The organism is Azospirillum sp. A23 (assembly GCF_042938965.1).
GTDB classification, from domain to species: Bacteria; Pseudomonadota; Alphaproteobacteria; order Azospirillales; family Azospirillaceae; genus Azospirillum; species Azospirillum melinis.
On sequence record NZ_CP170667.1, the window covers coordinates 2,549,529 to 2,570,007 of the forward strand.

20 protein-coding genes and 1 tRNA gene are annotated in these 20,479 nt (G+C 67.5%); 6 read left to right on the plus strand and 15 right to left on the minus strand.

The genetic code is table 11. The features are described from left to right. Positions 1-86 precede the first annotated feature (86 nt). Positions 87-857: an SDR family oxidoreductase gene (locus tag ABNQ40_RS29465; RefSeq protein WP_109490491.1), complete on the minus strand. Its 771-nt coding sequence runs from the start codon at positions 855-857 to the stop codon at positions 87-89. A 102-nt stretch (positions 858-959) separates the two neighbouring features. Here ABNQ40_RS29465 and ABNQ40_RS29470 point away from each other — a divergent pair, with 102 nt between their 5' ends. From ABNQ40_RS29470 to ABNQ40_RS29480, 3 genes are all read left to right on the plus strand, one after another. Then, entirely contained in the window at positions 960-1,427 is a 468-nt protein-coding gene (locus tag ABNQ40_RS29470; RefSeq protein WP_109490490.1) for a helix-turn-helix domain-containing protein, read from the plus strand. A 565-nt stretch (positions 1,428-1,992) separates the two neighbouring features. After that, a complete protein-coding gene (locus tag ABNQ40_RS29475; RefSeq protein WP_109490489.1) occupies positions 1,993-2,220 on the plus strand; it encodes a hypothetical protein in 228 nt (75 codons plus the stop codon). A gap of 109 nt (positions 2,221-2,329) precedes the next feature. Next, on the plus strand, positions 2,330-2,677 hold the full coding sequence (locus ABNQ40_RS29480) for a hypothetical protein (protein ID WP_109490488.1): 348 nt from the start codon (positions 2,330-2,332) through the stop codon (positions 2,675-2,677). Positions 2,678-2,749: 72 nt separating this feature from the next. Here ABNQ40_RS29480 and ABNQ40_RS29485 read toward each other — a convergent pair whose 3' ends face one another. From ABNQ40_RS29485 to ABNQ40_RS29500, 4 genes are all read right to left on the minus strand, one after another. Then, positions 2,750-3,559 carry a transglutaminase family protein gene (locus tag ABNQ40_RS29485; protein ID WP_109490487.1) on the minus strand — a complete coding sequence of 270 codons (810 nt, stop codon included), beginning with the start codon at positions 3,557-3,559 and terminating at the stop codon, positions 2,750-2,752. Positions 3,560-3,792: 233 nt separating this feature from the next. Then, positions 3,793-6,111 carry a phosphoenolpyruvate--protein phosphotransferase gene (gene ptsP, locus ABNQ40_RS29490; RefSeq protein ID WP_391348210.1) on the minus strand — a complete coding sequence of 773 codons (2,319 nt, stop codon included), beginning with the start codon at positions 6,109-6,111 and terminating at the stop codon, positions 3,793-3,795. 2 nt (positions 6,112-6,113) lie between these two features. After that, complete coding sequence (locus ABNQ40_RS29495) at positions 6,114-7,199, minus strand: nitronate monooxygenase family protein (protein WP_109490486.1); 1,086 nt, start codon at positions 7,197-7,199, stop codon at positions 6,114-6,116. 52 nt (positions 7,200-7,251) lie between these two features. Further along, positions 7,252-8,487 carry an aspartate kinase gene (locus ABNQ40_RS29500; RefSeq protein WP_098740796.1) on the minus strand — a complete coding sequence of 412 codons (1,236 nt, stop codon included), beginning with the start codon at positions 8,485-8,487 and terminating at the stop codon, positions 7,252-7,254. Between the two features lie 183 nt (positions 8,488-8,670). Here ABNQ40_RS29500 and ubiG point away from each other — a divergent pair, with 183 nt between their 5' ends. Then, the gene (ubiG, locus tag ABNQ40_RS29505; RefSeq protein ID WP_109490485.1) at positions 8,671-9,453 is read left to right on the plus strand and encodes a bifunctional 2-polyprenyl-6-hydroxyphenol methylase/3-demethylubiquinol 3-O-methyltransferase UbiG; all 783 of its coding nucleotides are present in this window, start codon (positions 8,671-8,673) and stop codon (positions 9,451-9,453) included. 163 nt (positions 9,454-9,616) lie between these two features. Here ubiG and ABNQ40_RS29510 read toward each other — a convergent pair whose 3' ends face one another. The 10 genes from ABNQ40_RS29510 to ABNQ40_RS29555 all read right to left on the minus strand — a co-directional run bounded on the left by ABNQ40_RS29510 (position 9,617) and on the right by ABNQ40_RS29555 (position 17,809). After that, positions 9,617-10,162, minus strand: a complete 546-nt coding sequence (locus tag ABNQ40_RS29510) for a Uma2 family endonuclease (protein ID WP_109491221.1) — start codon at positions 10,160-10,162, stop codon at positions 9,617-9,619. Positions 10,163-10,312: 150 nt separating this feature from the next. Further along, complete coding sequence (gene ptsN, locus ABNQ40_RS29515; protein WP_109095955.1) at positions 10,313-10,771, minus strand: PTS IIA-like nitrogen regulatory protein PtsN; 459 nt, start codon at positions 10,769-10,771, stop codon at positions 10,313-10,315. A gap of 34 nt (positions 10,772-10,805) precedes the next feature. Next, positions 10,806-11,396, minus strand: coding sequence for a ribosome hibernation-promoting factor, HPF/YfiA family (gene hpf, locus ABNQ40_RS29520; protein ID WP_109490484.1), 591 nt, complete (start codon positions 11,394-11,396; stop codon positions 10,806-10,808). Between the two features lie 152 nt (positions 11,397-11,548). Then, positions 11,549-13,165, minus strand: a complete 1,617-nt coding sequence (rpoN, locus tag ABNQ40_RS29525) for an RNA polymerase factor sigma-54 (protein ID WP_109490483.1) — start codon at positions 13,163-13,165, stop codon at positions 11,549-11,551. A gap of 33 nt (positions 13,166-13,198) precedes the next feature. Beyond that, positions 13,199-13,990, minus strand: coding sequence for an LPS export ABC transporter ATP-binding protein (gene lptB / locus ABNQ40_RS29530; protein ID WP_109490482.1), 792 nt, complete (start codon positions 13,988-13,990; stop codon positions 13,199-13,201). Next, positions 13,987-14,748: an LptA/OstA family protein gene (locus tag ABNQ40_RS29535; RefSeq protein ID WP_247880128.1), complete on the minus strand. Its 762-nt coding sequence runs from the start codon at positions 14,746-14,748 to the stop codon at positions 13,987-13,989. Before ABNQ40_RS29535 ends, lptB begins: the two co-directional genes overlap by 4 nt. Positions 14,749-14,894: 146 nt before the next feature. Next, positions 14,895-15,656, minus strand: coding sequence for an LPS export ABC transporter periplasmic protein LptC (gene lptC, locus ABNQ40_RS29540; RefSeq protein WP_247880127.1), 762 nt, complete (start codon positions 15,654-15,656; stop codon positions 14,895-14,897). A gap of 52 nt (positions 15,657-15,708) precedes the next feature. Further along, the gene (locus tag ABNQ40_RS29545; RefSeq protein ID WP_109490481.1) at positions 15,709-16,770 is read right to left on the minus strand and encodes a KpsF/GutQ family sugar-phosphate isomerase; all 1,062 of its coding nucleotides are present in this window, start codon (positions 16,768-16,770) and stop codon (positions 15,709-15,711) included. 204 nt (positions 16,771-16,974) lie between these two features. Then, the gene (locus tag ABNQ40_RS29550; RefSeq protein ID WP_109490480.1) at positions 16,975-17,601 is read right to left on the minus strand and encodes a ribonuclease D; all 627 of its coding nucleotides are present in this window, start codon (positions 17,599-17,601) and stop codon (positions 16,975-16,977) included. Positions 17,602-17,722: 121 nt separating this feature from the next. Further along, positions 17,723-17,809 (minus strand) — tRNA-Leu (locus ABNQ40_RS29555). Between the two features lie 278 nt (positions 17,810-18,087). On the opposite strand from ABNQ40_RS29555, the gene ABNQ40_RS29560 reads away from it, so the two are divergent. Next, a complete protein-coding gene (locus ABNQ40_RS29560) occupies positions 18,088-19,059 on the plus strand; it encodes a complex I NDUFA9 subunit family protein (RefSeq protein WP_109490479.1) in 972 nt (323 codons plus the stop codon). Between the two features lie 198 nt (positions 19,060-19,257). After that, positions 19,258-20,445, plus strand: a complete 1,188-nt coding sequence (locus ABNQ40_RS29565) for an MFS transporter (RefSeq protein ID WP_109490478.1) — start codon at positions 19,258-19,260, stop codon at positions 20,443-20,445. Positions 20,446-20,479 lie beyond the last annotated feature (34 nt).

Genomic DNA, 20,479 nt, shown 5'->3' on the forward strand with positions numbered 1-20,479 from the left:
GGTGGTCGGTTAAGCAGACAGTAAAAAGCGGAGCCTCAGCGGCTCCGCTTTTTTTACGCCCTGACGCAGCCGCCCGTTCCGCGTCCTTACTGCTGCGCCTCGCGCGCCTTCCGGGCCATTTCGTTGAGCGTCGTCACCGCTTCGTCGAACCGGTGCTCCGCCTCGGCCTGGCGCTGGAAGGCGACGCGCTGCACCAGGATCTCGCGCGGAGTCGGCTGCTGCTGGAACAGCGCCATAACCTCGTCGATGAAGTCGGCCAGCGGTAGATAGCCCGGGCGGGTGGCCTGCCCGGGGGTGAGGTCGGTCTGGACCGCCGGCGGCACAAGCTCGATGACCTCGATCCTGCCCTTCAGCGCCTCGCGCAGGGCGACCGTGTAGAGGTGCATGGCCGCCTTGGTCGCCGAGTAGGTCGGGGCGGAAACGAGCGGCACGAAGGCCAGGCCGGAGGTGACGTTGACCAGGGCCGCATCGGGCTGGCGGCCAAGATGCTCGACCAGGGCGTCGGTCAGCCGGATGGGGCCGAGCAGGTTGGTGGCGACGGTCGCCTCCGCATCGCCAAGGTCGCGCTGCCGGTCCAGCGCCTCGAACCGCATGATCCCGGCATTGTTGATCAGCACGTTGAGAGCGGGATGCTCGGCCGTCACCCGTCGTGCGAAGTCGGCAATGCCCGCGGCGCTGTCGGCATCGAAGGTCATGGCATGCATGTTCGGACGACCGGAGATCGCCTGTTGCAGCACATCGTCCCGGCGGCCGGCGACGATCACCGTGTTGCCGAGATCATGAAAACGGTGGGCCAGAGCCTTGCCGATCCCTGAGCCGCCGCCCGTGATCAGGATGGTGTTTCCTTCGGTCTTCATGAGCGTGACTTTCGCTGTTGTCCGCCTGAAAGCTATCGCCCACACTCTCCAGACAGAAGTAGGCACCGGAAAGATTTATACGCACCAAAAGGAGAGCGTAGGATGCGCAAGGCTTTGCCCGACCCGCAGATCGAGGTACGGCGCAGGCAGCCGCCTCCCGAGACGGTCGATCCGGCCATCGAGGCGCTGGTTCACGACATCATCGGCAAGGTGGCAGACAAATGGACCATGCTGATCCTCGAAGCGCTGCATGAGCATGGCACCTTGCGCTTTACGCAGCTCGGCAAGGTCGTCGGTCGGATCAGCCAGAAGATGCTGACCCAGACCGTGCGCCAGATGGAGAGGGATGGACTCGTGCGGCGGACGGTGCACCCGGTCATCCCGCCGCATGTGGATTACACGCTCACACCGCTCGGCGAGAGTCTGGGAGCGGCGTTCTGCGGCGTGTGGATCTGGGCCGAGACGCACCATGCCGAAATCGAGCGGGCGCGGGCCTCCTTCGCCGAGCGCGAGGCGGCGACATCCAGCACCACGGCGGGCGATAGATTTTCCGACGTTCTGATCAGTTAAACAAAAGATGAGAGGCTGAATTCCAAGTTCGGAATTTTTGGAAAATTGTCGGGCAGCGCAGCGATTTTCGAACCCTTGGCGTTTTCCATGACAAATAAGATGCTGAATTCACGGAAAAGTCCGGACTGAAATCTCGAAAATACCGGCTTCATAAATTTTCCAAAGATAAATTCTTCGCAATACACATTGCAAATCTTCGATCAAATCTCCATCTATACTATACCGAAGGCCACCCAGGCTCGCTTGTGTTCTGACCTCGCTTGTGTTCTGACAAGGCTCTCTCATCCGAGGCTCTTCCTGGCGTGACTCGATCCGGACGGTGTCGCCATCGCCTGCGGCGATACCGGTCAGCGCCGAAGAACTGCCACGGAGAACAGCCATGAATGCCGGGACAAGCACTGCCTCCCTCATTCCCAACCGCCACCCAAGCCGCCAAGACGATTGGATCGTCCGGACGAACGGGGGCGCCTCTCCGCCCTGCTCCGGTCCCTGCTCCGGTCGAACCGGTACGGTTCCGGCACAGACGGGCATCCTGCCCTCGATTTCCTGATCGGAGGGGCCCGCCATGACATACCTGTTCCAGCCCATCACGGGGCAACGCCCCCTTGGCGCTGACGTGTTGCGCGAACAGCTGCGCTGGACGGATGCCGAGCGCCGCTGGCATCCGGCCCCGCACGCCGCGCCGGCCGATCGGCCTCCCCACGACTTTCCCCCGCCGGGCAACGCCAGCCTGCCGCAGGGCGCCCTGTTGACCCGCCTCACCATGGCCGGCGCAGCCGCCGTCAGAGCGTGATCGGTTCGGACGCATCCGTCCGAGCCGGGAATCGCGTGAAGAATCCAGAGACCGGACTCCCTTGGACGCTTCAGCAGGCGTCCGATGGATGTCGAAGAGGAGTGGCATCATGAGCCTTGCAGCCCATTACGTCGTGTCGTGCCGAACGGACGGCTGGTTCGTCGGACTGGAAGGGGAACTCTACGGCCCCTTTCCCAACGGCAAGACCGGGGCGCTGATCGCCGCGGTGCAGAACGCCAACCATGCCGGAAAGGACGGTCATGACGCCCGCGTGCTGCTCCGCGCGCCGGACGGCGGCGTCAGCACCGTCTGGGTCTTCGGCACCGACAGCTATCCGTCGCCCTGGGTGGAGGATTTGCACCGGATCGCGCAGCAACCCCGCCGCCAGCGCGCCCGCACCTCCGCCGTTCCCGACCTTGCCGCTGCCCCTGTCGCGCAGCCTTCCCTGGCGCTGTGAAGACCCCGGCGCCGGACAACACCGGGTGGGGTCCTCACCCCGGCCCGGCTTGACCGAAGGGACAGGCGTCGTTTACGCGCCGACCTCGTCCGTCCAGACCCGGAATTCCGTCAGCGTGTTGGGGCCGAAGGTGTGGGTGAGCGGCACATCGGCCGCATCGCGCCCCTGCGCGATCAGGATGCGTCCGATCCGGGGCGCATTGTTGCGCGGATCGAAGACATGCCAGCGGCCGCCCAGATAGACCTCCATCCACGCCGCGAAATCCATCGGCCCATAGGGGGGCGGCAGCCCGATGTCGCTGATGTATCCGGTGCAGTAGCGCGCCGGAATGTTCATCGCGCGGCAGAAGGTGATGGCGAGATGGGCGAAGTCGCGGCAGACCCCGCGCTTCTCGGCATAGGTCTGGGCGGCGGTCCGCGTCGGGCGCGAATGCTCGTAGCCGAATGTGACGTGGTTGTGGACGAAGTCGCAGATCGCCTGTACCCGCGCCCAGCCCGGCGCCGTGCCGGAGAACAGCCGCCATGCCTCGTCGGACAGGACGTCGGTCTCGCAATAGCGGCTTCCCAGCAGGAACAGCAGCGTGTCGGCCGGCAATTCGTCGACGCGGTGCTGGACGGCGCCGGGATCGACCGGGTCGAACGCCCCGCTGTCCCGGATGACGCTGTCGGCGCTGATGGTCACGGCACCGGCGGGCGCGACCAGCCGGCTGCACCAGTTGCCGAAGCTGTCGCGATAGCCCTGGATCGGCGCCGGAACGCTGGTGACGATATGGTCTGGCCGCTCCAGATCGCCGACGCGGGAGTAATGCACGTTCAGCATCACGATCATGGGGGTGGGGGCGGGAAAGCTGAAATTCAGCTGATAGCCCAGGCGTATGCGCATGAATGCCCTCCGATGAAAAAGCGTGCTGGTGCCGGCGGATACAGGTATCGCCCCCGAGGCTGAAGAAGATCGAGGGAAAAGGATACATATTTTATGGTATCGGCCGGCCAACCCGGCAGGAATGGCAAATAAAAAAAGGGCGGGCCAAACCGGCTCCGCCCGTTCTTTTCGCGAATTGCCTGAAAAAAGAGCAAACTCCCCGCACCGGCGGCCCTTCGGTCCACCAGCCGGAATCAGAAGATCACGCCGTGATCCTTGCCGAAGGTCTTCAGCTTGTCGCGCAGGCTGTGGTCGGCACCGGTGTAGAGCCCGCTCATATATTGCCGCAGGGCGGCGACGTCGAGCGAGCGCAGCATGGTCTTCACCGGGCCGACGGACGGCGGCGACATCGACAGGGTGCGGAAGCCGACGCCGATCAGCGCCATGGCATCCAGAGGCCGCCCCGCCATCTCGCCGCAGATGCTGAGCGACACCTTGTGCCGGGTGCATTCGTCGACCAGACGGCGCAGCACGCACAGCATCGACGGCGACAGCGGGTCGTAGCGGGTCGAGGTGCGCGGGTTGCCGCGGTCGGCGGCGAACAGATACTGGGTCAGGTCGTTGGAGCCGACCGACAGGAAGTCCAGCTTCGGCAGCAGGGCCGGGAGTTGCCACAACAGCGACGGCACCTCCAGCATCGTGCCGACGCGCAGGCTGCTGGGCGCCTCGATCCCCTGGGCGGCAAGGCGCTTCAGCTCCAGTTCCAGCAGGCGGCGGGCGCCGTCGAACTCGGCGACCTCGGCGATCATCGGGAACATCACCGACAGCGGCCGGCCGGCGGCGGCCAGCAGCAGGGCCCGCAGCTGCTGGCGCAGCAGCGACGGGTGGTCCAGCCCGATGCGAACGGCACGCCAGCCCAGCGCCGGGTTCTCCTCCTCGCCGCCGGTCATGTAGGGCAGCATCTTGTCGCCGCCGACATCCAGCGTGCGGAAGACGATCGGCTTGTGGCCGACCTCGTCCATGATGCGGGAATAGAGGGTCGTCTGCGCCGTCACGTCGGGATATGAGGCGCGGACCATGAAGGGGATTTCGGTGCGGTAGAGCCCGACGCCCTCCGCCCCGCTGGCGGTCAGGTGCGGCAGGTCGATCAGCAGGCCGCAGTTCAGCTGGATGGAGATCGGCACGCCGTCGCGCGTCACCGAGGGCAGGTTGCGGATCTCCGCATACATCTGCTCCTTGCGGTGCTGCAACGCCACCGCCTCGCCGAAGGCCATCTGGATGTCTTCGGCCGGGCGGATGAAGACCGAGCCATGGTCGCCATCGACGATCAGTTGGTCGAGCGGCTCGATCCGGTTCAGCGCGTCGGCCGCCTGAACCACCGGGATGTTGAGCGCGCGGGCGACGATGCAGACATGGCTGGCAGGCGACCCCTCCTCCAGCAGCAAACCGCGCAGGCGGGTGCGGTCGTAATCCAGCAGTTCCGCCGGCCCCATCGAGCGGGCGACCAGGATCATGTCGTCCGGCAGGGTGGCACCGTCGGTGGTGCCGGTCTTGCCGGCCAGATGTTGCAGCAACCTGTTGGTCAGATCCTCGAAATCCATCAACCGTTCCCGGATGTAGGGATCGGTCAGATGGCTCATGCGGGCGCGGGTGTCGTTCTGGACCTGCTGCACCGCCGCTTCCGCCGTCAGGCCGACGCGGATGGCCTCGCGGATGCGCGACAGCCAGCCGCGGTCCTCGGCGAACATCCGGTAGGTCTCCAGGATGTCGCGCGGTTCGCTGAGCCCCGCCAGCGACGCCGCCTCCAGCAGATCGTCGATGGCGCTGTGCATGGTCTGGAGCGCGGTGTTGAAGCGCTCCAGCTCGGCATCGGCATCCTCCGCCACCATCTGGCGGACGGTCAGCTGCGGCCGGTGGATGACGGCGAGGCCCATGGCCAGCCCGGCGCTCATCGCCGTTCCCGACAGGCGGGCCGGCGCCAGCACGGGATCGCCGGTGGTGGTGACCTCCACCGGGTTGACCAGCTCGCTCTGCGCCACCAGCTCGGCGACGACCATGGCGATGGTCTGGAGGGTCTCGACCTCCTCCTCGACATAGCGGCGGCGGTCCTTGTGCTGGATCACCAGCACGCCGCGCACCTTGCTGCCGCGCAGGATCGGCACGCCGGCCAGCGACTGGAAGGGATCCTCGCCGGTTTCCGGACGGTAGGCGAAGCTGGGATGGGACGGCGCGTTGTCGAGCGCCACCGGGCGGGCGTGGCCGGCGATGTAGCCGACGATGCCCTCGCCGACGCGCAGGCGGGTGTTGTGGACGGCGGTCTTGTTGAGGCCCTCGGTGGAGAACAGCTCCAGCACCTCGCCGGCGCGCATGACGTAGCAGGAACAGACGTCCGCCTTCATCTCCGCCGCGATCAGCGTGACGATCTTGTCCAGCCGGTCCTGCCCCGATCCCGAGCCGGCCATGATGTCGCGCAGCCGGGCGAGCAGCCGGCGCGACGAGGTGCCGTCGAAGCGGGGATGCACACCCCCGCCCATACCGCCGTCACCGGCTGCCGTGTCGAGGGTGTCGGTCATCGCTACAGCGCTCCCACCGTCGGCTCCGTCATCAGGCTTAACGATGCCTCATCCATCGCCCGCCGTGCCAGCGCCGTTTCGGCCTGGGCGATCAATTCCGCCAGGATTTCGGCCACCGGCTGTTCGCGGGTGACCAGCCCGACGCTCTGCCCGGCCATCAGGGAGCCGCTTTCCACATCGCCCTCGATCACCGCGCGGCGCAGCGCCCCGGCCCAGAAATGCTCGATCTCCAGCATGCCCTCGTCGCGGCTCATCGCGCCGGAATCGACCCTGGCGATGACATCGCGCTGGAATTCCATGAAACGCTTTGACGCCTCGTTCGCCAGCGCGCGCACCGGGATCACCGGGAAACGCGGGTCGATCTGCACCGACGGCTGGGCGTCGCGGGCCGACGCCCGGATGAAGGCCTGCTTGAAATTGGCATGGGCCACGCATTCGGTGGCGCAGACGAAGCGGGTGCCGACCTGCACTCCGGCCGCCCCCAGCTCCAGATAGGAGAGGATCGTCTCGCCCCGGCCGATGCCGCCGGCGACGAACACCGGCACGTCGCGCAGGTCGGGCAGGATTTCCTGGGCGAGAACGGTGGTGGAGACCGGGCCGATGTGGCCGCCGGCCTCGGTTCCCTCGATCACCAGCGCGTCGGCGCCCTGCTTCACCAGCCGCCGCCCGGCCCCCAGCGTGGGGGCGAAGGCCATCGCCCTGGCGCCGCCGTCCTTGATGCGGCGCAGGGTGGCGCCGGTCGGCAGGCCGCCGGCGACGACCACATGGCCGACCGCCTGCTCGCGGCAGACGTCGATCAGCCGGTCCAGCGCCGGGTGCATGTTGATCAGGTTGACGCCGAACGGCCTGTCGGTCAGCGCGCGGGTGCCGGCGATCTCCACCGCCAGCTGGTCCGGCGCCATCGAGCCGCAGGCCAGCACGCCGAAGCCGCCGGCATTGGAGATGGCGGAGACCAGATGCCGTTCCGATACCCAGCTCATCGCACCGCCCATCACGGCGGTGCGGGTGCCGAGGAAGTCCCGGCCCCGCTGCCAGAGCCGGTCGAGCCGGGCCGATGCTGCCGCCGCGTATGATGTGGCGTCGGTCATGGCCGGCCCTCTCCTGATGTTCCCGTCCCCGGCACCCGGGTCCCGCCTGCGATCAGGCGGCGTCCAGGCCGTAGGCGGTGTGCAGGGCACGCAGCGCCAGTTCCGCATACTCTTCGGCGATCAGGACCGAGATCTTGATCTCCGAGGTCGAGATGACCTGGATGTTGATGCCCTTGTCGGCGAGCGCCTTGAACATGCGTTGGGCGACGCCGGCATGGCTGCGCATGCCGACGCCGATGACCGACACCTTGACCACGTTGGCATCGGAAATGATGCGCTTGTAGTTCAGGGTGGACTGCGCATCCTCCAGCACCTTCACGGCGCGGGCGATGTCCGCCTTGCCGACGGTGAAGGTCATGTCGGTCGACTTGCCGTCTTCCGACACGTTCTGGACGATCATGTCGACGTTGACGGCGTTGTCGGTCAGCGGACCGAAGATGGCGGCGGCGACGCCCGGCTGGTCGGCGACGCCCACCAGGGTGATCTTCGCCTCGTCGCGGCTATAGGCGATGCCGCTAACAACTTCCTTTTCCACGATCTCGTCCTCGTCAACAACCAGGGTTCCGGGAAGCGAACTGCCCGCAGCGGCTTCGAAGCTCGACAGCACCTGCACGCGCACGCGGTGGTTCATCGCCATCTCGACCGAGCGGGTCTGAAGCACCTTGGCCCCCTGCGAGGCCATCTCCAGCATTTCCTCGTAGGTGATCTTGTCGAGCTTGCGCGCCTTGGTGACGATGCGCGGGTCGGTGGTGTAGACGCCGTCCACGTCGGTGTAGATGTCGCAACGGTCGGCCTTCACCGCCGCCGCCAGCGCCACTGCCGAGGTGTCCGAGCCGCCGCGGCCCAGCGTGGTGATGCGGCCATGCTCCGACACGCCCTGGAAGCCCGCGACCACGGCGACTTCGCCGGTCTGCAGGGACTTTTCCATCTCGGTGGTGTCGATGGAGACGATGCGCGCCTTGCCGTGCGTATCGTCGGTGCGGATGGGAATCTGCCAGCCGGCCCAGGAGCGGGCGGGAATGCCGAGCGACTGCAGGGCGACGGCCAGGAGACCGGAGGTCACCTGCTCGCCCGATGCCACGACCGCGTCATATTCGCGGGCGTCGTGCAGCTTGTCGATTTCGTTGCAGTATTTGACGAGCTGGTTGGTCACGCCGGACATCGCCGACACGACGACGGCGACCTGATGCCCCGCCTTCACCTCTTGCTCGACCTTCCGGGCCACGTTCTTGATGCGGTCGATGTCGCCGACCGACGTGCCTCCGAACTTCAGGACGATCCGCGCCATACCTCACACCATGTCTGGCCGCCCGGTCATGCCGTCTGGATCTCGCCATCTGGGTCATGCGGGTCGGCTGTGCGCACCCCCGCTCCACCGTTGCCGGCGCGGGGCGGCGTATCCATACTCCGTCGCTGGAAGCGAGGCAAGTTGCCCGCGCCCGTCCCGCCTCACAGTTTACGGATTTTCACCATGACCGCCTCATCCTCCGCCTTCCCGCACGCGTCCGCAACCGCCTCGGCAGGCGGAACCGTGGATCCGGAGGATGTCGCCCGCTTCTCCGCCATCGCCGCCGAGTGGTGGGATCCGGCCGGCAAGTTCAAGCCGCTGCACCGGCTGAACCCGCTGCGCCTGACCTACATCCGCGATGCGGTGTGCAGGCGGCTGGGCCGCGACCCGCTGGCACCAAACCCGCTCGCCGGCCTGCGCATCGTCGACATCGGCTGCGGCGGCGGCCTGCTGGCCGAACCGCTGGCGCGGATGGGCGCCACGGTGGTCGGGGTGGATGCGTCGGAGAAGAACATCAAGACCGCCGCCACCCACGCCGCCGAGACCGGCACGACGGTGGACTACCGCGCCACCACCGCCGAGGCGCTCGCCGCCAGCGGCGAGACGTTCGACGTGGTGCTGGCGATGGAGGTGATCGAGCATGTCGCCGACGTACCCCTGTTCGTGAAGTCGCTGTCCGACCTGCTGGCGCCGGGCGGCGCGCTGTTCCTGGCGACGCTGAACCGCACGCCGAAGTCCTTCGCGCTCGCCATCGTCGGGGCGGAGTACATCCTGCGCTGGCTGCCGCGCGGCACCCACAACTGGCGCCAGTTCCTGCGCCCGTCCGAACTGAACGCCATCGTACGCCCGTACGGCCTGAGCGTACGCGACCTGACCGGCATCACGTACAACCCGCTGAACGACGAGTTCCGCCTGAACGCGCGGGACCTGGACGTGAACTACATGGGCTGGGCGGAGCGGGGGTGAGGGGACTGTCCGCCCGAAGCCGACGCCCTTTCAACTGAACCGTCATTCCCGCGAAGGCGGGAATCCAGCCGTTTCAGCCGCTTCATTGCGGAGTTTCCTGGATCCCCGCCTGCGCGGGGATGACGGCCGACGGAGGGCCGGTGTTGGAAAGCGCAGGTTGCCCTCAGTCCTCGTACACCGCGTCCAACGGCAGACAGAGGTCCAACGCGGCCAGCATGACCGGGCCGTCACGCAGGACATCGACGGTCCAGCCGGCGCCGTCGCGACGGTACACCTCCACCAGACGCTCGCTCTGGGACACCAGCACGATCTCTCGCAGGGACGGGATTTTCTGGTAATTGGTCCGCTTCTCGCGGCGGTCGATAGCCTCGGTGCTGTCGGACAGCACCTCAACGACCAGCACCGGGTCCTTGACGACATACGGGTCGTCGTCGCCATCGGCGCAGGTCGCCACGAGGTCAGGGTAGTAGAAAGCGTTCGCCGCCTCGACGCGAACCTTCACGTCGTTGGCGTAAGCCTGGCATCCACGGGCGCGGGCAGCCTGCCGCAGGGCGACAAACAGGTTGCCGACGATGGTGGCGTGACGGCGGCTCGCCCCGACCATGGCGAAGATCTCGCCATCAACATATTCGTGGCGGACCTCGGCGCTGCGTTCGGCGGCGAGGTAATCCTGCGGCGAAATCCAGGGCTTGCGCTGTGCGTTTCCCATGGCCTTGGCCCCCATAAACAAGTCGGCTCCGTTCAGTGTAGCAGCCCGCCGGCCCCTACACCATTTGGTGCATCCGCCGCCAAAGAAAAAGGGCCGCGCACGAACGTGCAGCGGCCCTTTCGGCATACCATTCCCCTCACTGGCGGCCCGTCAGTTGGACGGGCTCGGCTCGTGCTGGGTCAGGAGCGCGTACATCGCGTCGCCCGACTGGGCTCCGCGCAGCTTCTCGCACATGGACTGGTCCCGCAGAAGACGCGAGACGCGGGCAAGGGCCTTCAGATGATCGGCTCCCGCCTGTTCCGGGGCGAGAAGGAGGAAGATCAGGTCGACCGGCTGCTCATCGATCGCATCGAAATCGATGGGCCGCTCCACACGGGCGAAGACGCCATGGACGCGGTCCAGGCTGGACAGCTTGCCGTGCGGGATGGCGATGCCATGGCCCACGCCGGTCGTGCCCAGCCTTTCGCGCTCCAGAAGCACGTCGAAGATCGCCCGCTCGTGCTGACCGGTCAGCTCGGACGCTTTGCGCGCCATCTCCTGCAGGGCCTGCTTCTTGTTGCCGGCCTTCAGGTTCGGGAGGATGGCGTGCGGAGAAATGAGGTCGAGCATGACGCTTCTTGACCAGCGAGACGGGTCGGCGCCGTCAGGCGCCGGCCTTCTCCGCCGGGTCGACCCAGCCGATGTTCCCGTCGGCACGGCGATAGACCATGTTCAGGCGGCCATGCGCACCGTTGTGGAACATCAGGGCAGGAGCCTGCGCCAGCTCCAGGCGCATCACCGCCTCGCTGACCGACAGGGTGGCGATGCTCGTCTCCATCTCGGCGACGACCATCGGGTTGGCGGCGCCGTCGGCGGCAGCCTCGACCTCGTCGTGATGCTCCTCGGCCTCGGCTTCCAGCACCCGGTAGCTCGCCGGAACGGCGGCGCCGTTCTCGGCGGCGTGGTGGTCGCGCAGGCGGCGCTTGTAGCGGCGCAGGCGCTTGGCCAGCTTCTCGCAGGCGATGTCGAAGGCCGGATAGGGTTCGGTGGCGTCGCCGGCGCTCTGCAGGACGATCCCGCGGCCCACATGGGCCTGGATGTCGGCCTTGTAGAGGTGCGCGTCCTTGGTCAGGATCACGTTCGCCTCGATCGGCTTGTCGAAGTACTTGCCGACCACGGCGTTCAGGCTATCGGCCACATGGGTGCGCAGAGCGTCACCCACATCGAGCTGCTTGCCTTTGACGGAGAGTTGCATGGTGGAACGTTTCCAATATTGGTCCGCTGGGGACGGTGTAGACACGACGTTCTAAGATGCCGGGTTCGAAGATGCTGATCCGCCGCTTGCGGGCCGGGACGATAGGCAAGGGTCACCGGACTGTCAATCGAGCCCTCCCCCGCCCGAACCGCTTACATGCGTGACATCTTGGCACGGCGTCGCTGCACCGATGACGGTATTTTCATCGCTTCACGATACTTCGCGACCGTCCTTCGCGCAATGTCGATCCCTTCCGCACGGAGAATCTCCACCAGTTTGTCGTCGGACAGCACATCGTCCGGCTTCTCCGCATCGATCATGGTTTTGATGCGGTGCCGAACCGCTTCTGCGGAATGGGATGCCTGCCCATCCGCACCCTGGATTGCGGATGTGAAGAAGTATTTCAGCTCGAAGACGCCGCGTGGGGTTGCCATGAACTTGTTGGTGGTGACGCGGCTGACTGTGCTTTCATGCATGCCGATGGCCTCCGCGATGTCACGCAGGATCAGCGGTCGCAGGTGCGAGACGCCATGGATGAAGAACGCATCCTGCTGGCGGATGATCTCGCTCGCCACCTTCAAAATAGTGGTGGCGCGCTGGTGCAGCGACTTGACCAGCCAGTTGGCCGACTGGAACCGCTCGGAGATGTATTCCTTGTCGGCCTTGTTGCGGGCACCGTCGGAGATGCGGGCGAAATAGCGGTGGTTGACCAGCACCCGCGGCAGCGTGTCCGGGTTCAGGTCGATCAGCCAGCCGCCGCCGGGATTGGCGCGCATCAGGATGTCGGGGGTGACCAGCTGGGCCGGGGTGTGGTCGAAGGCCAGCGCCGGCTTCGGGTTCAGCTTGCGGATGTCGACGACCATGTCGGCGACGTCCTCGGCATCGACGCCGCAGACCTTCATGATGGCCGGCAGGTTGCGCGCGGCCAGAAGCTCCAGATTGTCGAGCAGCGCCGCCATCGCCGGATCGAGCCGGTTCTTCTCGCGCAGCTGGATCGCCAGGCATTCCTTCAGCGACCGGGCGAAGATGCCCGGCGGGTCGAAGCGCTGGCAGGCGGCCAGCACCCGCTCCACCCGCTCGGCACCGCAGCCCAGCTGCTCGGCCATCGCCTGGGCATCGAAGCCGATCAGCCAGCCGGCCTCGTCCAGCATGTCGATCAGGGCCAGCCCGATCAGCTGGTCGCCCAGGTCGGGCAGGTCGATCTTCAGCTGTTCGGTCAGGTGGTCGCGGAGGTTCTTCTCGCTGGTCAGCGTCGCTTCGAGGTTGCTGTCGTCATCCTCGAAACCGCTGCGGCCGCCGCGCTCGCCATAGGAGCCGTAGACCTCGCTGCCGCCGTCCGAGCCGTCGGAAAAGCGGTCGTCGCCATAGACATTCTCGAAATCGGTGTCGAGCGGCGACTCCGACGAGGACGTCATCGTGTCCGACGAGGTCATCTCCACCGTGTCACGGGTGCGCCCGTCGCTCATCGGCAGGGCCGGCCCGTCATCGCGGCCGTTCAGCCCGTCGGCGCTGAGGCCGTTCGCCGCCATGCCGCCGGGGCCGTCCAGCCCGCCCGGCGCATCGCTGCCGTCCGCCGGCCCCACCGGATCGCTGCCGCCGTCGGCCGATCCGCCGTCACGCTCCAGCAGCGGGTTCTGCTCGATCTCGCGGTCGACGAAGTCCGACAGTTCGATGTTCGACAGCTGCAGCAGCTTGATGGCCTGCTGCAACTGCGGCGTCATCACCAGGGTCTGGGCTTGTCGAAGGTCGAGACGTTGAGCAAGCGCCATGGCTGTGGAACCGGGACCAGTGGGAACGGAGGGCTACAGACTGAAGCGGTCGCCGAGATAGACCCGACGCACGCCCTCGTGCGCCACGATCTCGTCCGGCCGTCCCTCCATTAGTACCACACCATCGTGCAAAATGTATGCCCGATCGACGAGGTCCAATGTTTCACGCACATTGTGGTCGGTGATCAGCACGCCGATGCCGCGGTCGCGCAGATGGCCGACCAGCTCGCGGATGTCGTTCACCGCGATGGGGTCGATGCCGGCCAGCGGCTCGTCCAGCAGGATGAAATGCGGCTGTCCGGCCAGCGCGCGGGCGATCTCCACGCGCCGCCGTTCGCCGCCCGACAGCGCCAGGGCGGGGGAACGGCGCAGATGCGTGACCGAGAATTCGGCCAGCAGCTCGTCCAGCATCGCCTCGCGCGCGTCGCGGTCGCTCTCGACCACCTCCAGCACCGAGCGGATGTTGTTCTCCACCGTCATGCCGCGGAAGATCGAGGCTTCCTGCGGCAGATAGCCGATGCCGAGCCGGGCGCGGCGGTACATCGGCAGCGCGGTGATGTCCTGGCCGTCCAGCGTGATCGTGCCGGAGTCGGCGGCGATCAGGCCGGTGATCATGTAGAAGCAGGTGGTCTTGCCGGCGCCGTTGGGGCCGAGCAGCCCGACCGCCTCGCCGCGCTGGACGCTGATCGAGACGTCGCGCACCACCGGCCGCTTCTTGAACGACTTGCCGAGATGCTGGGCCACCAGCCCTTCGGTCGGGACGGATGCTGCGGGGATGGTGCCGGCGGGAGCGGCGCCGGGCCCGTTCGCGGTCAGCACGGTCACGGCTTCTTGCCCGCAGGCGCGCCGGGCCCGTTCTTCTCGCCCCCATTTTTCTCACCGGGAATCAGCAGGCCGCTGACCCGGCCGCCGGCGTCGCGGCCGGCGATGACGCGGTTGATCTTGGTGTTCATGTTCATCTCGGCGGCTTCGCCGTTCAGCTGGTTGTCGCCGCGGGTGATCCTCACGTTGCCGATCAGCACCGCGACATTGTCGGCGACCGAATAGACCAGCTTGTCGGACAGCGCCACGTCGGTGGGGGTGGTGACGACGATGTTGCCGGAGCCGTCGATCCGCTCCATCTGGGTGGTGCCGTCCGGCATCTTCTTCAGCCGGCCGATCAGCACGTCGGCGCGCAGCCGGTCGTTGCCGCGCACCGCCACCGCGTCGCCGCGCGCCACGGTCAGGTCCTGCGCCTCGTAATATTCCAGGCTGTCGCGGGCGGTGACCACGTCCTTGGTGGTGATCAGCTTCAGATCCCGGCCGGTGACGACGGCGACCTGCTTGTCGACGTCATAGACGCCGTGGTCGCCATAGACCTGCTGGGTCGGGCTGACGATGCGGACGTTGCCGTCGGCCACCAGCTGGAACACCTCGTTCCCCTTGCCGGGAACCTCGCGGTAATAGGCGGTCAGCACGTCGGCGAAGACGGTCGAGTCGTTGCGCTTGGCCGACGCGTTGCCGCGCGCCACATAGGCGCGGACGTCCTGGTGCCATTCGATCGCCTGATCGGCGTTGATCTCCACCGGCTGCTTGCCGCCCATGCCGGGCAGACCCTGGGCGAAGGCCGGCCCTGGAACCAGGGATCCGAAAGAGAAAAACCCGCCGGCCAGGATGGCCGACAGGGTCAGGGCAATACGAAATGGGGCAATACGGAGTGTGGGGGGACGGAATGGCGACCGTTTGGACGTCACGGCTTCTTGCTCCCGGGGCGCTCGGCGGCCTGGACCTCGGCCTTCGACTGGTTGAGGAAGACGACATTCTTGCCGCGGTCCGTCATGCGGAAGCCGATGGCGTTGATCTCGCCCTGCGGACCCTGGCCGGTCACCGCCTTGTCGCCCCAGGCGTTGCCCTTGCGGATGTCGGCCTCGGCCTCGCTGGTGGTGAACTCGTTGCCGTCGTCGCGCAGCACATGGACGTTGCCGCGCATCAGCAGGATGCCGGTGTTCTGGTTGTACCAGCCCTTGTCGGACCGCATGGTCACCCAGGTGCCGGTGGTCTCCGTCATCTCCGCCTGCGGATCGTCCAGCAGGACGATGTCGGGCTGGTCGGTCGACTTGTCGGCCTTGGCCGCCACCAGCGAGAAGGGCTGGTTGTGTTCGTCCAGGCTGAAATAGCGCGGCTTCAGCATCTCGCTCTGCCCGGCGTCGGCGCTGACGCGGGCGCTCTGCGGGCTGTTCAGCGACGGCCAGGCGGCCAGCAGGGCCACCATCGCCAGCGCCGCCGCCGGCAGCACGAACTTCATTGCGGAAACGAAACGGCTGTAGACCCGGCTGACCGGACGGGTGTCGCGCCGCCGGTGCGCCCGCAGCACCGCCGGCGGTTCGGCAGCGGCCGGCGCGCGAAGGTCCGGCGCGCCGGCGGACAGGCCGCCGAAGGTGGATTGCCCGGCGCTCGGGGCGGTGCGGCCGGCTGTCGTACGGTCGGGGCTGCGCAGGTCGTCCAGGCTCAAATCTTCGTCCCTCCGGCTCGGCGCTTCGCTTCCATCATGGACAGAACAATCGTCAGGCCGCACCGGCGCGCAGGACATCGTGGATATGCACGATGCCGAGCGGCCGGTCGGCCTCGATCACGAACAGGGTGGTGATCTTCTTGTCGTTCATCTCGCGCAGCGCCTCGACGATCAACGCCTTGGGGCGGATGGTCTTGGGCCGCGGCGACATGATGCTGTCCGCGCGTTCCGCCAGAAGCTCCGGCGTCAGATGACGGCGCAGGTCGCCGTCGGTGATGATCCCGACCAGCGCCCCGGCATCGTCGGTCACCCCGACGCAGCCCAGCCGCTTGGCCGTCATCTCGAAGATGACGTCGGACAGCGGCGAGTCAAGACGGCACAGGGGCAAATCCTCGCCCTTATGCATGATGTCGGTGACTTTCAGCAATGCGCGGCCCAACTGGCCGCCGGGGTGGAACTCGCGGAAATCGGCGGCGGAGAAGCCGCGCCGTTCCAGCAGGGCCACCGCCAGCGCATCGCCCAGCGCCAGCATCATGGTGGTGGAGGTGGTGGGCGCCAGCCCCAGCGGGCAGGCTTCCGGCTCCGGCGGGATGACCAACGCCACGTCGGACTGTTCGGCCAGGGCGGAGGCGGCACGCCGCGTCATGCCGATCAGCGGAATGCCGAAGCGGCGGGTGTAGGCGATGATGTCCGCCAGCTCGTGCGTCTCGCCGGAGTTGGACAGCGCCACCACCGCGTCGATCTTGGCGATCATGCCGAGGTCGCCGTGGCTCGCCTCGCCCGGATGGACGAAGAAGGCCGGCGTGCCGGTCGAGGCCATGGTGGCGGCGATCTTGCGGGCGACATGGCCCGACTTGCCCATGCCGGTGACGATCACGCGGCCTTCGATGCCCTGCAGGATGTCGAGCGCCCGCAGGAACTTGCCGTCGAGGCTGCCGGCCAGCGCCAGCAGCGCATCGGCCTCGGTCCGCAGGACGCGGGTGGCGCAGGCGAGATCGCGGTTCTCCACCGGGCTGGACCCGGCCAGAGTGGATCCGGTCGAGGCGGCACCGTCGGTCAGGCTGCCACTCAGGCTGGACGTGATAACACTGGTCAAGGCTGTGATGCCTTCCATTCGCAAGGCCCGGCGATGGGCCGTTCACAAACACGGCGCCTGCCCGGATGTCTCCCGGCAGGCGCGTCATGCAGTATGCCCACCGGCGGACGCCGGGTCAAATCCACGCCCGGTCAGGGGGGCGCTCATGTGAAAGCCCCTCTCCCACAATGGAAAAGGGGCTTTCGCGCCTGTCTCGAAGACTCGCCCCGAAGGGGTCGGCCGTCAGTGCGCCAAAATGTCCGGGGTTTCCCAGCCGCCGAGGTCCAGCTCGCCGCGGGCGGGCAGGAAGTCGAAGCAGGCCCGGGCCAGATGGGTGCGGCCCTCGCGCGCCAGCATGACGTCCAGCTTCGCCTTCAGGTCGTGCAGGTGCAGCACGTCCGACGCGGCGTACTTCATCTGGTCGGTGGTCAGCTCGGGCGCGCCCCAGTCGGAGGACTGCTGCTGCTTGGAGATTTCCACGCCCAGCAGATCCTTGCACAGATCCTTCAGGCCATGGCGGTCGGTGAAGGTGCGGACCAGCTTGGAGGCCACCTTGGTGCAGTAGACCGGCTGGCAGCCGACGCCCAGATAGGCCTTCATCACCGCCACGTCGAAGCGGGCGAAGTGGAACAGCTTGGTCACGGTGGGATCGGTGAGCAGGCGCTTCAGGTTCGGCGCCTCGTACTGGCCGGGGCGGAACTGCACCAGATGGACGGCACCGTCGCCGGCCGACAGCTGCACCAGGCAGAGGCGGTCGCGGTGGGGGTTCAGCCCCATGGTCTCGGTGTCGATGGCGACGCAGTTGTCGCGGGCGCCGGCGCCGAGGTCGAGGCCGTCGGGGAGGTCGCCGTCATGAAGGTCGATGGGCATGGTCGCGTCCCGGGGTGGTCAGGCCCCCGGCCATGGACCCTAGAAACGACGAACGCCGCTCTGCACGTCCTCCTTCTCAATCGAAGGAGCTGTGCATGCGGCGCAGCCGGGTAGAAAGAAATGGTGCCCAGGAGAAGACTCGAACTTCCACGACATTTCTGCCACAGGTACCTGAAACCTGCGCGTCTACCAATTCCGCCACCTGGGCTCGGTGCTCGGTGTGTGGGCGGTTGTTTAATGATCCTTCCGGGGGGCGTCAACAGCTTTTTTCCGAGCCTTTCATTTTTTTGCCGCATCGCGGGTTTTCGCCCTCAGGGCCCCGGCCGCGGCGATGCAGTCCCTAGATTGGGGGCGGTCCATTCGCTATAAGCATGGCCGCAGTTCCAGCAGTCCTCTATGGCGACACACAGTCGGACGACGCGCGGGGGCGCGCGCTGAAAGCGCGAAGACCCCGGTTTCGGCGCGCAACGACACGGGAGACGGTCGATGTCCTATCGCACTCAGGTTATCACGGTGTTCGGCGGTTCGGGCTTCATCGGCCGCCACCTGATCCGGCGCCTCGCCAAGTCGGGCGCCCTCATCCGCATCGCCACCCGCAACCCGGGCAAGGCCGGCTTCCTGAAGACGGCCGGCGCCGTCGGCCAGATCGTGCCGTTCGCCACCGACTGCACCGACGACGTGTCGGTCGCCCGCGCCCTCCAGGGGGCGGATGTCGCCATCAACCTGCTGGGCGTGCTGTACGAGCGCGGGAGCCAGAGCTTCCAGGGCGTGCATGTCGACGCCGCGTCGCGCATCGCCCGGCTGGCCGCCGCGGCGGGCGTCAACCGGCTGGTCCAGATCTCCGCCATCGGCGCCGACGCCTCCTCGCCGTCGGTCTATGCCCGCTCCAAGGCGGCCGGCGAGCAGGCGGTGCTGTCCGCCTTCCCGGCGGCGACCATCCTGCGCCCCAGCATCGTCTTCGGGCCGGAGGACAATTTCTTCAACAAGTTCGCTGCGATGGCGCAGAAGGCCCCGGCCCTGCCGCTGATCGGCGGCGGCAAGACCCTGTTCCAGCCGGTCTATGTCGGCGATCTGGCCGACGCCGTGATCGCGGCGCTGGACAGCGATGCCAGCCGCGGCAAGACCTACGAGCTGGGCGGTCCGCGCGTCTACACCTTCCGCGAACTGCTGGAGCTGACCCAGAAGAACATCCATCGCCACCGCCCGCTGGTGACCATCCCCTGGAGCGCCGCCGAGTCGCTGGCCGGCATCCTGGAGAAGGTGCCGGTGCTGGCCCCGGCCCTGACCCGCGATCAGGTGGCATTGCTGAAGCAGGACAACGTCGTTTCGCCGGGCGCGCTGGGCTTCAAGGATCTGGGCATCGCCGAGCTGGCGGCCTGCGAGGTGATCCTGCCGACCTACCTGTCGCGCTTCATCGTCGGCGGCAAGTACAGCGGCATGACCAACAACGCCCATTGAGGCAACGCCCACTGACGGGCGGTTCCGTTCCCAGTGCCTTCCGAAAGCCCCGGCCGCTGCGCCGGGGCTTTTCCTTTGCCCAGCCTTTTGCCCGGGCCATGACGCTCCCGCCGCGGGCATGGCACGCCTGCCCCATCGCCGCTTGAATTCCCCCGCCGCCGCCGTCATGTGGGCGGTTCAACCACGGCGGGAACGGTGATGACGGGAGCAGAGGATATCCGGGGCGTGTCGGGCCGGATGGCGGAACAGGCATCGGCCGCGCGCTGGGCGACCGTCGCCGCCTTCTTCCTGAACGGCACCGTCTTCGGCGTGTGGGCGACGCAGATCCCCTTGCTGAAGAACCGGCTCGACCTCAGCCCGGCGGTGCTGGGTGCCGCCCTGCTCTGTCTTGCCGTCGGCGCCCTGACGGCGATGATCGCCAGCGGGCCGCTGCTGGGCCGGCTGGGCAGCGCGCCGGTGACGCGGGTGACCGCCCTGCTGTTCGCCGGGCTGCTTCCCCTGCCCTCCCTGGTGCCGGACGTGATGACGCTGTGCATCGTGCTGGCGCTGTTCGGCGCGTCGGGCGGCACCATGGACGTCGCGATGAATGCCCAGGGCGCTCTGGTGGAGCGGCGGATGGGCCGGCCGATCATGTCGTCGCTGCACGGGATGTGGAGTCTGGGCGGGCTGGCCGGAGCGGGCCTGGGCGGGCTGCTGCTGCCGCTGATGCCGCCGGCGGCGCAGGCCGGGCTGGTGTCGGCCGGGCTTCTGGCGCTGTTCCTGGCCTTGCAGGGGCGTTTCCTGCCCGACCGCAACGCCGGCGGCGGCGGGCTGGTGCTGCCCGACCGCAAGACCCTGCTGCTCGGCCTGCTCGCCGCCATGGCCTTCATGGGCGAAGGCGCCATCCTGGACTGGAGCGCCATCCATCTGCGCGACGATCTGGGCGCGCCGGCCTCCATCGCCGGCATGGGGTTCGGCGTGTTCTGCGCCGCCATGGCGGCCGGGCGGTTCAGCGGCGACCGGCTGCGCCACCGCTTCGGCGGAGCGACGCTGATGCGTGCCGGCGGGCTGCTGGCCACGGCCGGTCTGGGCTGCGTGCTGGCCGGGGGGATTGTCGCGGGGGGAGCGCCGGTGCTGGCGATGGTCGGCTTCGGACTGACCGGGATCGGCCTCTCGAACATCGTCCCGGTGCTGTTCAGCACGGCAGGGTCGGTGGACAGCGGTCATCCCGATCATGCGGTCGCCGCGGTGTCCACCATGGGCTATGCCGGCGTGCTGGCCGGTCCGCCGCTGGTCGGCTTCATCGCCGAGGCCACCAGCCTCGCCACCGCCTTCGCGATGATCGCGCTGCTGGCGCTGGGCATGGCCGCCGCCGCGGCCCGTGCGGTGCCGCGGCGGATGGCTTAGCTTTTTTGCCCTCAATCGGCGGGCGCGGCTATCC